11 protein-coding genes and 3 pseudogenes are annotated in these 12,411 nt (G+C 67.7%); 8 read left to right on the top strand and 6 right to left on the bottom strand.

Annotated features, from left to right (window positions below; genetic code table 11):
- The first annotated feature begins 59 nt into the window (after positions 1–59).
- A complete protein-coding gene (locus ACNPQM_RS27845; RefSeq protein WP_418086126.1) occupies positions 60–545 on the top strand; it encodes a DUF6924 domain-containing protein in 486 nt (161 codons plus the stop codon).
- Positions 546–692: 147 nt separating this feature from the next.
- Positions 693–1,298: an SMI1/KNR4 family protein gene (locus ACNPQM_RS27840; protein ID WP_418086125.1), complete on the top strand. Its 606-nt coding sequence runs from the start codon at positions 693–695 to the stop codon at positions 1,296–1,298.
- A gap of 8 nt (positions 1,299–1,306) precedes the next feature.
- Here ACNPQM_RS27840 and ACNPQM_RS27835 read toward each other — a convergent pair whose 3' ends face one another.
- Positions 1,307–1,882 (bottom strand): hypothetical protein, encoded by a 576-nt coding sequence (locus ACNPQM_RS27835; RefSeq protein ID WP_418086124.1) that lies wholly within the window; start codon positions 1,880–1,882, stop codon positions 1,307–1,309.
- A 657-nt stretch (positions 1,883–2,539) separates the two neighbouring features.
- On the opposite strand from ACNPQM_RS27835, the gene ACNPQM_RS27830 reads away from it, so the two are divergent.
- The 3 genes from ACNPQM_RS27830 (at position 2,540) to ACNPQM_RS27820 (ending at position 5,626) form a co-directional block, all read left to right on the top strand.
- Complete coding sequence (locus ACNPQM_RS27830) at positions 2,540–2,803, top strand: helix-turn-helix transcriptional regulator (protein ID WP_358862117.1); 264 nt, start codon at positions 2,540–2,542, stop codon at positions 2,801–2,803.
- A 156-nt stretch (positions 2,804–2,959) separates the two neighbouring features.
- Complete coding sequence (locus ACNPQM_RS27825; RefSeq protein WP_418086123.1) at positions 2,960–3,829, top strand: DUF6083 domain-containing protein; 870 nt, start codon at positions 2,960–2,962, stop codon at positions 3,827–3,829.
- 333 nt (positions 3,830–4,162) lie between these two features.
- A complete protein-coding gene (locus tag ACNPQM_RS27820) occupies positions 4,163–5,626 on the top strand; it encodes a UvrD-helicase domain-containing protein (protein ID WP_418086144.1) in 1,464 nt (487 codons plus the stop codon).
- A 32-nt stretch (positions 5,627–5,658) separates the two neighbouring features.
- Here ACNPQM_RS27820 and ACNPQM_RS27815 read toward each other — a convergent pair whose 3' ends face one another.
- Entirely contained in the window at positions 5,659–5,901 is a 243-nt protein-coding gene (locus tag ACNPQM_RS27815) for an excalibur calcium-binding domain-containing protein (protein ID WP_418086122.1), read from the bottom strand.
- Positions 5,902–6,682: 781 nt separating this feature from the next.
- Between ACNPQM_RS27815 and ACNPQM_RS27810 the strand changes: the two are divergent.
- Positions 6,683–6,952, top strand: a pseudogene (locus tag ACNPQM_RS27810) (transposase); the annotation flags it as partial.
- A 134-nt stretch (positions 6,953–7,086) separates the two neighbouring features.
- Here ACNPQM_RS27810 and ACNPQM_RS27805 read toward each other — a convergent pair.
- Entirely contained in the window at positions 7,087–9,222 is a 2,136-nt protein-coding gene (locus ACNPQM_RS27805) for a SpoIIE family protein phosphatase (protein WP_418086121.1), read from the bottom strand.
- Positions 9,223–9,826: 604 nt separating this feature from the next.
- A pseudogene (locus ACNPQM_RS27800) lies at positions 9,827–9,913 on the bottom strand (IS5/IS1182 family transposase); the annotation flags it as partial.
- Between the two features lie 165 nt (positions 9,914–10,078).
- Here ACNPQM_RS27800 and ACNPQM_RS27795 point away from each other — a divergent pair.
- The gene (locus tag ACNPQM_RS27795) at positions 10,079–10,444 is read left to right on the top strand and encodes a DUF4440 domain-containing protein (protein ID WP_358862121.1); all 366 of its coding nucleotides are present in this window, start codon (positions 10,079–10,081) and stop codon (positions 10,442–10,444) included.
- A 238-nt stretch (positions 10,445–10,682) separates the two neighbouring features.
- Here ACNPQM_RS27795 and ACNPQM_RS27790 read toward each other — a convergent pair.
- Positions 10,683–11,453 (bottom strand): annotated as a pseudogene (locus ACNPQM_RS27790) (IS5 family transposase); the annotation flags it as partial.
- 247 nt (positions 11,454–11,700) lie between these two features.
- Positions 11,701–11,874, bottom strand: coding sequence for a CsbD family protein (locus tag ACNPQM_RS27785; protein ID WP_358862135.1), 174 nt, complete (start codon positions 11,872–11,874; stop codon positions 11,701–11,703).
- Between the two features lie 378 nt (positions 11,875–12,252).
- On the opposite strand from ACNPQM_RS27785, the gene ACNPQM_RS27780 reads away from it, so the two are divergent.
- Positions 12,253–12,405, top strand: coding sequence for a hypothetical protein (locus ACNPQM_RS27780; protein ID WP_358862139.1), 153 nt, complete (start codon positions 12,253–12,255; stop codon positions 12,403–12,405).
- Positions 12,406–12,411 lie beyond the last annotated feature (6 nt).

Genomic DNA, 12,411 nt, shown 5'->3' with positions numbered 1-12,411 from the left:
GGCCGTGTCAGTGCTTCGTGAGACAGTCGGTCCCCTAATCGTGGTCTGGGGAGGGGCACATGCGCGTATTGCCTGAAATTGTCGGACGTGATGAATTTGCTGCCCTGATCATCAGGACCGACTACAACGACGAAACCACATGGCAGGCGGTGGCGACGGGTCTGACGCAGTCATGGGGCGAGAAGGGGGAGTTCGAGGCCCACGTCCACCTCATCGACGATCCGGCCTGGGCCGACGCCACCCCCGATGAGGTCCTCACCGCCGTGAGACGGGACGAGAACCTGAGCGTGGTGTTCGTCGCCGACCGCGTGACCATGCGCTCCGCCGACTGCGCGCTTCTGGCCTGCGATGTCTGGTCCGAGGACGAGGATCTCGACCCGATGTACTACCAGGAACTCATCGACTCCCCGCAGCCCCGTGAGTTCCGTACTGCTCCGGCCGCCGTCCACGACGTCCACGCGAATCTGTCGATCGCGAACATGGATTTTGAGGAGTTCGCTGAGGAGGCGTCCGCCGATCCCGAGGGCGTGCTCAGACCCTTGTGAGGCGACCTCCATTCCTCCCCGATCGTTGGCCCTGGCGTGTCGTCGACTGATCCGCAGAGCGTCCCCGGCCACCTGCCCCGTCCATGCATGAGCGATCCTGGGTTGCTGCCACCGGCATCAAGTCTGACTTTCGACACATGAGGTGCCATGACCGACTACCTCCAGGTCGTCATCAACATGATTGGTACACCCGAGAACCGCTACGCCGATCCCGCTGCATGGCCCCGTCTGGAGGGTGAGCTGGGCCTGAAGCTTCCGGCCGACTACAAGTCGATCATCGATGCGTATGCCCCGATCAAGCTGAACGGGCATCTCTACTTGTCTCACCCCGCGACCCACCGTTGGAATCTTGGCCAGTGGATCCAAGACACGATCCGAGCCTTCTCCGATGTCGACTGGGACGAACTTGACCTCGATCCGGACGAAGACCCTCGGGAACTCTTCGGCTTGGAGGAGTTGACCTTTGGAACACCGAACGGGCTGTGGCCCCTTGCATCCACTGATCGTGGGGAAACCGTTTTCCTCGCTGAGCCGGGCGGACAAGGAGAACGGCTGATCATTGCCGACGGAGACGGCTGGTGGGCAGAGCACAGGACGCCATTCGCCGAGTGGCTTCACCGCTACCTCATCGGTGACGACATGACCGGCCCCAACAGCTCAGCGTTCTACCCCGGCCCCGTCAAACTGGAGCATCTGCCCATGTCACCGGGTGAACGCACGCAGCCCTACCACGGGCCTGACCGCGGCATGTAATCCTCACTTCACCAAACGAGACGAGTATGAGGCGGGTCCCAGGACACGTCTTCCGTGATCGGTTCGAACGTCCATGCTCCGACGGCGTTCACGGACACGAGGCGGTCGAGCGTCGGGGTCAGCATGTTCCGGTCGAGTCCGCAGGTACGGGTCAGGCGATCTGCTTCCATGCTGGTCCGCCCGGCGCCGGGGGAGTAGTGCGTGACGAGCACCAGTGCGGTCAGACGGTCTGCGGCCGGCAAGGCGCACAGTCGTGGCCGGGAGACCGCACGCAGAGCCCAGTCGGCAGCCCGGTGACGGTCGTGCCGGGCGGGTTCCTGGGTGAGGACGGTCGCATCGAGCAGTTGCGCGGCGGCAGTTCTGTGCCCCGTCTGTTCTGTGGGATGCGTCAGACGGCGCAGCCAGCGGGCGTCCTCCAGCTCGTCCCAGGGGGCGAGGGTTCGGGCCAGGCGCATGCCGCGGAGCAGTCCGGCCAGCAGATGCACCTGTCCGGATGTGTTGCTGCGCAGTGCGCACTGCAGGGCGAGGAGTCGGCCCTCGGCGCTCATCTCCGGGGGAAGCGCGGCCGCGAGATAGCTGAGCATGTCGCGGACACGAACCGCCGGAGCGGCGCCACTGGGCAGCCTGGCACGCTTTGCCCAAGCGGAACCGGGGCCGGCATCGGGTCTCGCTGAGGTTGATGCGACGGCGGTGTCGGGGACGACGGCGCTGCTCGGGGTGGCGCCCGAGCAGGCGGCGCAAACGTCGGCCAGACGCCAGAGACGACCGCCGCGTTCACGCGTGAGGACGAGCAGGACGGGGCCGGCGCAACCCCGGTGGCGCGGATGCCACCGGCACCCGCGTTCATGGCACTGGCAGGTACGCAGGTGCAGGGGCAGCACATCGCGCCGCGCGTGGTGGGCCAGGTGCGCCAGGACCGCAGGCCGGGCCGCAGACGCTGCCAGAGCGTGACCGTGTGGTGCGCACAAGGCGCAATAGAGCACGGTTTTGCCCTGCTGCGGGCGTAGTTCCACGGTCCAGGTGCGCCGTACCTGTGGGCGCAGGGTACACAGCCTCATGGGGCGCCCGTTCCTCCTGCCTTCAGTCGGGAGCCGACCCGCCCCTGGGAGTTGTGGTGAGGGGAGGGGTGTCGACGGCACACCGTAGTGCAGACCTCTGCCCTTCGTGTGGGGCGGCCACCTGCAGAAATAGGGCAGAGGTCTGCACTGACAGGGCAGGGGTCTGCACCTTCGGATGGGGGAGTGACAACCTTCCCGCCCGACCCGAACCTCACCGCCCTCCGCCTGGAGCTCGCGCGGCTGAGGAGCGAACGCGGCTGGACCTACGACGAACTCGCCCGCCGCACCGGCCTGGCCAGACGCACCCTCATCGAAATCGAGCAGGGCCGCACCATCGGATCCCTCAAGACCTGGCACGCCCTCGCCCACGCCCTCGAAGTCCCCGTCGACCACCTCTTCGCCACCCTCTGCGAAGGACACGAACCTCCCGCCGAGTCTGCCGAATAGCACCACCAGCCCTGCTGTCGAGGATCACCCGATCCAGTCACCGACGGGAACTGCCTTACGGGAAACCGCACATCAGTCCCGCCGTATTGAGCCATCCGCAGGACAACCCGGCACGCTCACCGCAGCCACGGCGCGGCGCCTGTCACCTTCACGGCCATGTCCTCCACTGCCTCATCCGGCCGCCGATGGGACGGAACCCCCAACCGCCCCCACCACCGCCAGCGGGCCCTGCGCGCCGCCCCCGACAGCCCCACCCGCCTCGTACGCAGCGCCCAGTCCAGCCGCTGCCACGACTGCGGCAACCGCATCGACTGGTACACCCGCCCCGACAACCGCCCCGTGAGCCTCCACCCGCAGGAACTCGACGCCACCACCGTTCCGGCCGCCAGCCGCTGGCACGTCAGCTCCGGCATCGCTCACCCCGCCGACGACGGCACCCCCTGGTGCCGCATCCCCCACCTCGCCCTGTGCCCCGCACGAAACGCCCCCACCCCGCTCAGCCCGCAGGTTGCCGCACTGCGCCGCCACGTCGCCCTGCACACCCGCCGACTCCTCGACACAGGCACCCTCACCCCACCCACACCGGACACAGCCTCACCAGCAACCGCCCAGGGGCCCTGCCGCCCGGCCCGGCCCATCGTCCTGGCCCTCCACACCCGCTACCTTGCCGCCCAGCCCATGGACACCATCCAGTGCGTAGCCCAGACCCGACGACGCCACCGCTGCACCTACCCCGTCCTCAGCCCTGGCGCACCGGCCGGAACTTGGACACTCGTCCCCGCCACCACTGGACGCAGACAACTGGCCCTCCCCGACGGCCTGATGGCCGTCTACGACCTCACCCACCTCACCTACACGGAACAGTTGCGCTGGCGCCACCAACGCTGCCTCCATCACGCCGCCGCCCCAGGCGCAGCCGACCTCGCATTCTGCAACTGGGAACCCTTCGACCCACTGCTGCACCACCAGCACATCCACAACCGGCTGCCCACCACAGCCCGCCACCGCACCCAGGCGCGGGCATGAGAACCGCATACGGCCACGCGCAGCCGAACTTCACTGCGGCGGTCCTTCCCGGCCCATGCCGCAGGGTGTCACCGGAAGCCGACAGGCCAAAGTCGCCTTCCCCCCGGCGACTACACCGCCGTCGAGCGCGCCGCAGCACGAGCCGGCCAAGGGCCCGATATCTACCTCGCCACACCGTGACCCCGGCGCTGGTACGCGCCGCAGCAGAAAACGCCCACAGGCTCGACGTCGCCCCGGCACGACTGCCCACATCACCCCACAGCGATAGCTGACCGTTGCCGCAAACAAGCGCACCACGCCCCCACACATCGACGGAGTACCAGGGTGCTGAAGCTGAATCCCACCGACGAACAGACCGCTGCCGCCGACGTCTTCCATGCCGGCAACCACCTGGCCCTCCAGGCGGGCGCTGGCACCGGCAAGACCAGCACTCTCGCCTTTCTCGCCCACCACACCCGCCGCCGCGGCCGCTACCTCGCCTACAACAGAGCCATCGCCAAGGACGCCGCTGCCCGCTTCCCTTCCACCGTCACCTGCAAAACCGCCCACGCCCTGGCCTACGCGGCCACCGGCCACCACTACGCCCGGCGCCTGAACGCCCCCAGACGCCCTGCCTGGCAGACAGGCCAAGCCCTCGGCATCACCAAAACCATCCGCATTGGCGAACGCGACCTGTCACCCAAGGCCCTCTCCTACGCCACTCTGCGCACCGTCACCAGCTTCTGCCACACCGCCGACCCCACCATCACTCACCGCCACGTACCCCGCCTACGCGGCCTCGAAGACCCCGACCTGCACACCCAACTCACCAAACACATCGTGCCCTTCGCCCGCCGAGCCTGGACCGACCTACAGCACACAGACGACGGAGCCGTCCGCTTCGACCACGACCACTACCTCAAGATCTGGGCCCTCACCCAACCCAAAATCAACACCGACTTCCTCCTCCTCGACGAAGCACAGGACACCAACCCCATCGTCGAAGAAATCTTCCTCAACCAGCGCAGCCACGCCCAGCTGGTCATGGTCGGAGACTCCGCACAAGCCATCTACCAATGGCGCGGAGCACGCGACGTCATGACCACCTTCCACGCCACACAACTCACCCTGTCCAAGTCCTTCCGCTTCGGCCCTCACCTCGCAGCCGAAGCCAACCGCTGGCTCACCATCGCCGACGCACCCCTGCGCCTGGAAGGAACCGACGCGATCCCCACCGAGCTTGGGCCCGTCGAGGCCCCCGATGCCGTTCTATGCCGCACCAACGTGGGCGCCATGCGCGAAGTCATGCAACTACTGGAAACAGGCCACCGCGTAGCTCTGGTCGGCGGAGGGGAAGCGCTGCGGGCCTTGGCCCGGGCCGCCAACGACCTCAAAGAGGGCCGCCGCACCTCCCACCCCGAGCTCGTCCTCTTCCCGACCTGGGGCGAACTGCAGGACTACGCCGGCCACGACCCGGCCGGCGGCGACCTCCAGCCACTCGTCGACCTCGTCGACACCCACGGCACCACCACCATCCTCCGAGCCATCGACCAGCTCGACGACGAACACACAGCAGAGGTGACCGTCTCCACCGCACACAAAGCAAAAGGGCGCGAATGGGCGCGTGTACGAATCGCTGACGACTTCACCCCGCCTCCGGACAGCGACGAGCACGACGACAAGGGCCAACCCCTCCCCAGGCCTATCGACGACAGCGAAGCCCGGCTCGCCTACGTAGCGGTCACACGAGCCCGCCACCGTCTCGACATCGGGGGCCTCGCGTGGATCAACCACCACCCCGACGGCAGCCCCGCATGACACAGACAAGACCGCTCACTGCCGCAGCACCACTATTCACAACCGACCCCGTCGCCGTCCCGGTCGAGATGGCGTCCATAGCCGGGGTCCCCGGCGTGGATGGGTGCGGCGCCGGCTGCGCGGACAGCATCGCAGTTGGCGTAGTACGCGCTGCTGTTGCTCCCGCCTGAACCTGATCCGCCGGACGTGCCATCGTCCTGGACTTTGGGGGCGACGGTCACTTTGACGGTCTTCGTCTTGGTGACGGTCGGCACTGGTTCCGGGCTTGCGGTCACCGCCTCGACAGGTGCTGGACTAGCGGTCACGGTCGCTGTTGCCGTAACCGTGGCGGAAGGGACCGGTTGCGCGCTGGCAGTTTTCTGGGTCTTCGCGGGATCATCCGCACTGCCAATCCCTACGCCGACGAAGAACAAGATGACGCAGGCCGGGATCAGGACTCGCTTCCGTATCCACTTCGGACGGCGCTGTGGGGGAGCGGGCGTGGTGTAGGGGTTGTTGCTGGGCGGCTGGGGCGGTTGACCCCACGGTGGCTGCTGGCTCTGAGACATACATCCCCCCGAGTGTGGTTCATGGAGGGATGACCGTAGCTACGCCGTATGGAGTGCGGGAGCCATATGTTCCGTTAGTGACGGAGCGCTGTTACCAAGGGGTGGAGAATGCGAGGAGCGGCGCCTACCACTGCCAGTCACTGCGAGAGACGGCTGGAGTACATCGCTGAGCTGACGCCAGAGCCGTGTGTCGCCTGGTCAATCGGCCTCGTAGCGGGCCAGGCGCCTGCGCAGGTCGAGGTTCTCGCCGTGGGCGGCCTCTCACCGGTGACCTTCGGCGTTGACGGTGTGCGCTTCGGCTGCCGGCTCGGCATGGAGATCCACAAGCGAACAACGAATCGCTCTTGATCTTCACCGGGCAGGGGTCGTGCGACAGCCTCCCACCCGTCCCACCGCCGTGCAACTAAGAGCTCGCGCAGATAGGCGGCGCGGGCAGCCCCGGCAACAAGGTGGGAACAGGTCCCGATGATCATGGAGCTGCGACGCTCTGTGACCACTGGGGAGATCTGTGCCCGTCCTTCCATCGTGGCTGACCGACCCGCTCTGGGATCAATTCGCGGCACTGCTGCCCAAGCGCCCTGCGGTCGATCCGGCCCACCCGCTGGGTTGCCACCGCCGCCGTATCAGCGACCGGATCGTGTTCGACAAGCTGCTCCAGCTCCTGCGGTTCGGCTGCTCCTACCAGGCGATCTCCGACACGACCTGCTCGGCGACCACGATCCGCAACCGCCGCAACGAGTGGATCCGGCTCGGCGTCTTCGCCCGACTCAAACAGATCGCGCACGTCTGGCAGAACGCCTTCCACCGGCTCCGATCGGCGGTGGGCTCGGAAAGGGAGGCATGCTTCACCGAGCCCGGCGGTGTCGGCGGGGCGGAGACTGGAGCCCCGCCGAGCCGGGCGGGCCTTTGGTGTCAGCGGCCGTGTTGTTGAGGCCGGATGAGGAGCAGGGCGATGTCGTCGTTGCGGGGGGCGGACCGTTGGGCGTGGTGGATGAGGGTGTCGGCGAGGGCGTCCAGGGTCTGGCCCTGGGCCTGTGCGAGCTGGGCGGCGAGGTCGGCGGTGGCGTCCTCGATGTCGATGCCGGGGGTTTCGACGAGTCCATCGGTGTACAGGGCGAGCACGGCTCCGGGCGGTAGGGGGATGTCGGTCTCCGGGTAGTCGGCCGCGGGGTCGATGCCGAGCAGGAGCCCGGGCGTCAGCGGAAGGATCTCAGTGTGTAGGTCGGGGTGGCGCAGGAGTGGGGGCGGGTGGCCGGCGGTGGCCAGGCAGGCGCGGTGGCGTGCCAGGTCGAGCTGGACGTAGAGGCAGCTGGTGAACAGGCCGGGGTCGAGGTCGGTGAGCAGGTGGTTGGTGCGGGCGAGGACTTGGCCGGGCGATGCGCCGGCGGTGGCGTGGACGGCGGTGCGGACCTGCCCCATGAGGGCGGCGGCGTTCACGTTGTGGCCTTGGACGTCGCCGATTGCTGCGGCGGCGAGGTCGGTGTCGAGATGGATGAGGTCGTAGAAGTCGCCGCCGACGTCGATGCCGTGAGCGGTGGGGAGGTAGCGGGTGGCCACGTCCAGGCCGGGGACGCGGGGCAGTGCTTGGGGCAGCAGGCTGGCTTGCAAGCTGTGGGCGAGAGCCTGTTTGGCGTCGTAGAGGCGGGCGCGGTCCAGGGCCTGGGCGATCAGCCCGGCGGTCGCGGTGAGGACAGCTCGTTCCTCGGGCGTGAAGGGATGCGGCCGGTCGTACGCGAGGACCAGCGAGCCGACGGGGCGGCCGGAGGTGATCAGGGGCAGGAAGGCCCAGGCGGCCTTGCCGTCCTGCAGGACGGCGGGGGGATGAGAGCGCTTGAGGTCCTCGAAGGTGGCGTAGAAGCTGGGGACGCCGCTGGTCAGGACACGCACGGCAGGGGTGTTGGAGGCCAGGGGGGTGCCGTCGAAGCGGTCCATGAGTTCGGTGGTGTAGCCGCGGTAACCGATGATCCGCAGCCGGCCCTCCTCGGCGATCATCAGGGCGAGGGCTTGGGCCTCGAAGGCGGTCGGGACCAGGTCATCGATCCGGGCGATCACGTCCATGACCCCGACAGCCTCGGTCAGCGTGGCGGCGAGGTGCATCAGGAGGTGGTGGGCGGTCGACCGGCCCGGTGCGGCCGACGGTGCGGGGTGCAGAACCTCTGACGTCTCCGAGGCAGGGGACGGGGAGGCCGGGGCGATGCGGACGCTGATGCCGCAGACGTCCGGGTACAGGTGGAAGGACAGCCACCGGTCCGGTGGGCGCAGGACGGTGAAGGAAGTGGCCTCCTGGCTGAGCACCGCGGCCCGGTAGCGGTCTTCGACGACCGGGTCGTCCAGCCACGGCAGGACCTCCCGGGGCAGGACGCCCAGCAGGTCGACGGCGCTGGCGCCGAGGAGGTCGGCGGCGGTGGTTGTGATGAAGGTGATCCGGCCGTCAAGGTCCAAGGTGCAGCATCCTCCGGGCAGGCGCTCGGCGAAGTCCGCCGCTGCCGCCTCCTGGGTCGGCCCGCGAGCGCGGGCACGCAGGGGAGCCAGGACCTGCGGCTCGGACCCGGGCAGCATCGGGTGGCCGCTGTCGGCGGCCTGCCGCAGGACAAGGCCCAGGCGGCGGCAGGAGGTACGGACCGCGTTGCGTTCGTGTCGGGTCAGCGGCGATGGATGCGAGCTGGGCCACCGCACCACCAGGGCGCCCCAGACGGTGGTGCCGGTGGTGATCGGGGCAGCGGCCGCCGAGAAGGGGTAGGGCAGCGCGAGCGCCATCTGCGGGTAGTGCCGCGCCATCTCTTCCTGGCCGCCTATCCACACCAGACGCCGCTCGCGCACGGCGTCGGTCGCCGGGGTGCGGGCCGCCAGCGGCACCTGCGTCCAGTGCGCGGCGATCTGCCGGGGAACCCCCCGCAGCACCGCCAGCCGCAGCACCCGCTCGCCCGGCGGCAGCAGGTATACCAGGCCCCCGGAAGCGTCTGTCTCCCGCATGAACTGGTCCAAAGCGGCGCAGAGTAGATGCGTGCCGGAGCCTGTGCGAGTGCGGAAGCCGGCAAGGTCCCTCATGCTCTCACCCTCCCGAGCGGCACCAGGCAGGGATCCCTCCAGGCGCCTGAAGCGGCATCTGGCCGCCTCCGCGCTGATGCCCAGGCCAGCACCGATCTGCGCCCAGCTCGCCCCGGTTCGTCGGTCCGCCAGCACCGCAGAGCGCACCAGCTGCCCGGCCAACCCGGGCACCTCCGCCACCGCGGCAACATGGCAGCCCTCCGCTCCTCGCCCCGGGCGCGAGTCGCTTGCCTGCTGGGCTGCGGCGTGCACCTGCGTCAGGAGATCCGCTTCCGCGAACACCAGCGCCTGCCGCGCCTCCGCCGCCGCCTGCCAGCGACGCCTGGCTCGCCAGGCCGCCTGCCGATGCGCCTGACGGCAATACCGCCGACCCGGGCCTGCCGACTCCGGCAGTGAAGCTCCGCACCAGCCGCACCGATCGTCATCCATATACCGATCGTCGCCCATATAGGGGGAATATGCTCTACTGCCGTGACGACGTGCTGCACACGTCCGCCGGGGCGGTGGCGGCCGTACCGATACGTCGGCAGGCATACGTACCGATCATGTCGGCATCAAGATGCCCAAACTGCTGCACTTAGACGCTGCGTAGATCGGCACTCGCTCATGGGCGGCGGTTCGGACGGTTGTCCCAGCGGTGGGTCGTCCACGCCCTGCGGAGCAGGCTACGGACGGTGATGATCGTATCGGTGGCTTTGTTCACGACAACGGGCAGCACTTCAACACCGGTTTGGGAGGCATCGGTTGCTGTGAACGAATCGGAATGTTCACGAGTTATGACGGCGTGGCCTGGCTGTCGGGGCAGCAGATCAACAATTCACTGTGATCCGCGAAGCGGCGCCCGTAGGGTCCGGGCATGACGGATGAGAACGAGCGGGCCGTGCAAGCAGCTATCGATGGGGAGATGCGCCTACTCGATCCCGAGGTGCGTGCTTCCTCGTCCCGTGTTCTGGAGCTTCTGGATCCGGAGTTCACCGAGATCGGGGCTTCTGGACGCTGGTGGAACATGGACTCGGTGCTCTCCGTGACTGGTGACGGGTCAGTGACTCCGGAGTCTCCGGTCAAGGTCAGCGAGATGACCGGGGTCGTCCTTGCTCCGGGGCTCGTCCATCTGACGTTCTTCACCGACCACGAGGGCCGTCGGGCTCGGAGGAGCTCGTTGTGGCGCCTGACGGAAACGGGCTGGCGGATGTACTTCCATCAGGGCACTTTGGCCGCCTGAGTAGATTGTCCTGCCGCCCGTGAGGGCGGCAGGACCAGCGGGCTGGAACCGTTGTGTGTCAGCTGGCCTTGGCGGGGCTCGACCTTCGACATCCGCGGCATGACCAGGCCCTTTCACCAGGAACACCTCGATGCTGTCCCTGCAAGGACCCAACTGCCTTCAAAACTCGTGAACATCACCCGACCGTGGAATCAGGCGACTCCCAAACCCGTGTACAACCGCCGTCGCAACTCGTGGACAAAGCCATATCGGCGAGGCCGAAGAACGCGTCGATGACCGCGACACGGCGTTCGTAGCATCGGGCGAGCCGGTAGAAGGCGTTCTGCCACGCGTGGGTGCGCTCGACGTGCCACCGCTGGCTCGCCTGGATCGGTACCTTCTCGCCCTTGTGCGCGATGCGGCCGTGCAGACTGCGCGCGGCGAGTTCGGCGCGGGTCTTGTCCGAGTCGTAGCCGGCGTCCAGGTGCACGGTGATGGCCTCGGGCAGCGGTCCCAGGTCCACCAGCAGGTCCAGGGTCGGAGCCAGCAGCGGAGAGTCGTGGCGGTTCGCTCCGGCGAGGACCCTGCCGAGCGGGATCCCATAGCCATCCGTCATGCCGGAGCGTTTCAGGCCCTGTTTGCCGCGGTCGACCGGCGAGCGCCCGGCCGCTTCTCCGCCGCCGGGGGCCTTGGTGATGGAGCCGTCGACGGCGATCTGGTCGAGCACGAGCCCGACGATCCGGTCGTAGGACTCAAGCGCGATCTGTTTGAGTCGGGCGAAGACGCCGAGCCGGATCCACTCGTTGCGGCGGTTGCGGATCGTGGTCGCCGAGCAGGTCGTGTCGGAGATCGCCTGGTAGGAGCAGCCGAACCGCAGGAGCTGGAGCAGCTTGTCGAACACGATCCGGTCGCTGATACGGCGGCGGTGGCAACCCAGCGGGTGGGCCGGATCGACCGCAGGGCGCTTGGGCAGCAGTGCCGCGAATTGATCCCAGAGCGGGTCGGTCAGCCACGATGGAAGGACGGGCACAGATCTCCCCAGTGGTCACAGAGCGTCGCAGCTCCATGATCACCGGGACCTGTTCCCACCTTGTTGCCGGGGCTGCCCACGCCGCCTATCTGCGCGAGCTCTAACTAAACCCACCCGGCCCGGGCCCGGCTCGAAAGACCGCACCCACCAGGGCCAGCCCACGGCACGAACCCGGGAAGACCGTGAAACGAGCCGAAACCCTCACCGAACACTTCCGCCTGAACAGCAGCGAGGTTAAAGATCAAGCTCAGTGCTTGAAGGCGTCCTTCGTCTTCTCCTTTGCCTGACGCAGGTCACCCTTTGCCTTTTCGGCGCGACCCTTGGTCGTCAAACCCTCGTTACCTACCGTGCGGCCGACGGCCTCCTTCGCCTTGCCCTTGGCCTGTTCCACTTTGGCCTTGGCCTTCTCATCCTTGGCCACGACACTCACATCCCGCTTCTTCGAACTCGATGGATATTTCATTTACCTTCGGGCAGACCGGTCTGCGCCCGGCGATTTTGGCACGTGGCACGGTCGTCTCGGCGCGAGAGTCATCGCTCAATGCCGGTCCTGTTTGCCACCAGTCTCGCCCGAATCGTGTCAGCCGCATCTTGAGAGGCTCTGCCTCGTTCTGCGGAGGTTGGGATCCGCGGTTGCCGGTCACTGGCTTCAGCACCGAACACTCAGCGGCCCCGCATGCGGCAGATACTTGATGTGCCGTGACGAGGGCGCGGCTGTTGTGTCCTTCTACTGCGTGGCAGGTTCGGCCGGCATTCCGGATTGACCCGAGAGTATGCCTGGCGCAGGAAAGTTGTGCAGGTGACGTCGTCTGCCAGTGTCGGTTCACAGCCCGCCTCCCCCGCCCGGGAGGTGGTACTGGATGACGCCACCTTGGTGGTCCGCGCCCGTGACGGGGACATGCGCGCCTTCGAGGTGCTGGTACGCCGCTATCAGGGGCCGATGTACCGCTGAGGTGTT

This window comes from Streptomyces sp. NPDC056231 (genome assembly GCF_048270745.1).
In the GTDB taxonomy this organism is placed as follows: Bacteria; Actinomycetota; Actinomycetes; order Streptomycetales; family Streptomycetaceae; genus Streptomyces.
The sequence above is the reverse complement of the archived record's forward strand: the minus strand, read 5'-3'. Positions and strand labels throughout refer to the sequence as shown.

Excerpts from the sequence above, each read along its gene's own strand:
- ACNPQM_RS27805 (WP_418086121.1), bottom strand. The coding sequence starts at position 9,222 with ATGAGGGACCTTGCCGGCTTCCGCACTCGCACAGGCTCCGGCACGCAT.
- ACNPQM_RS27795 (WP_358862121.1), top strand. The coding sequence starts at position 10,079 with ATGACGGATGAGAACGAGCGGGCCGTGCAAGCAGCTATCGATGGGGAG.
- ACNPQM_RS27840 (WP_418086125.1), top strand. The coding sequence starts at position 693 with ATGACCGACTACCTCCAGGTCGTCATCAACATGATTGGTACACCCGAG.
- ACNPQM_RS27835 (WP_418086124.1), bottom strand. The coding sequence starts at position 1,882 with ATGCTCAGCTATCTCGCGGCCGCGCTTCCCCCGGAGATGAGCGCCGAG.
- ACNPQM_RS27825 (WP_418086123.1), top strand. The coding sequence starts at position 2,960 with ATGTCCTCCACTGCCTCATCCGGCCGCCGATGGGACGGAACCCCCAAC.
- ACNPQM_RS27845 (WP_418086126.1), top strand. The coding sequence starts at position 60 with ATGCGCGTATTGCCTGAAATTGTCGGACGTGATGAATTTGCTGCCCTG.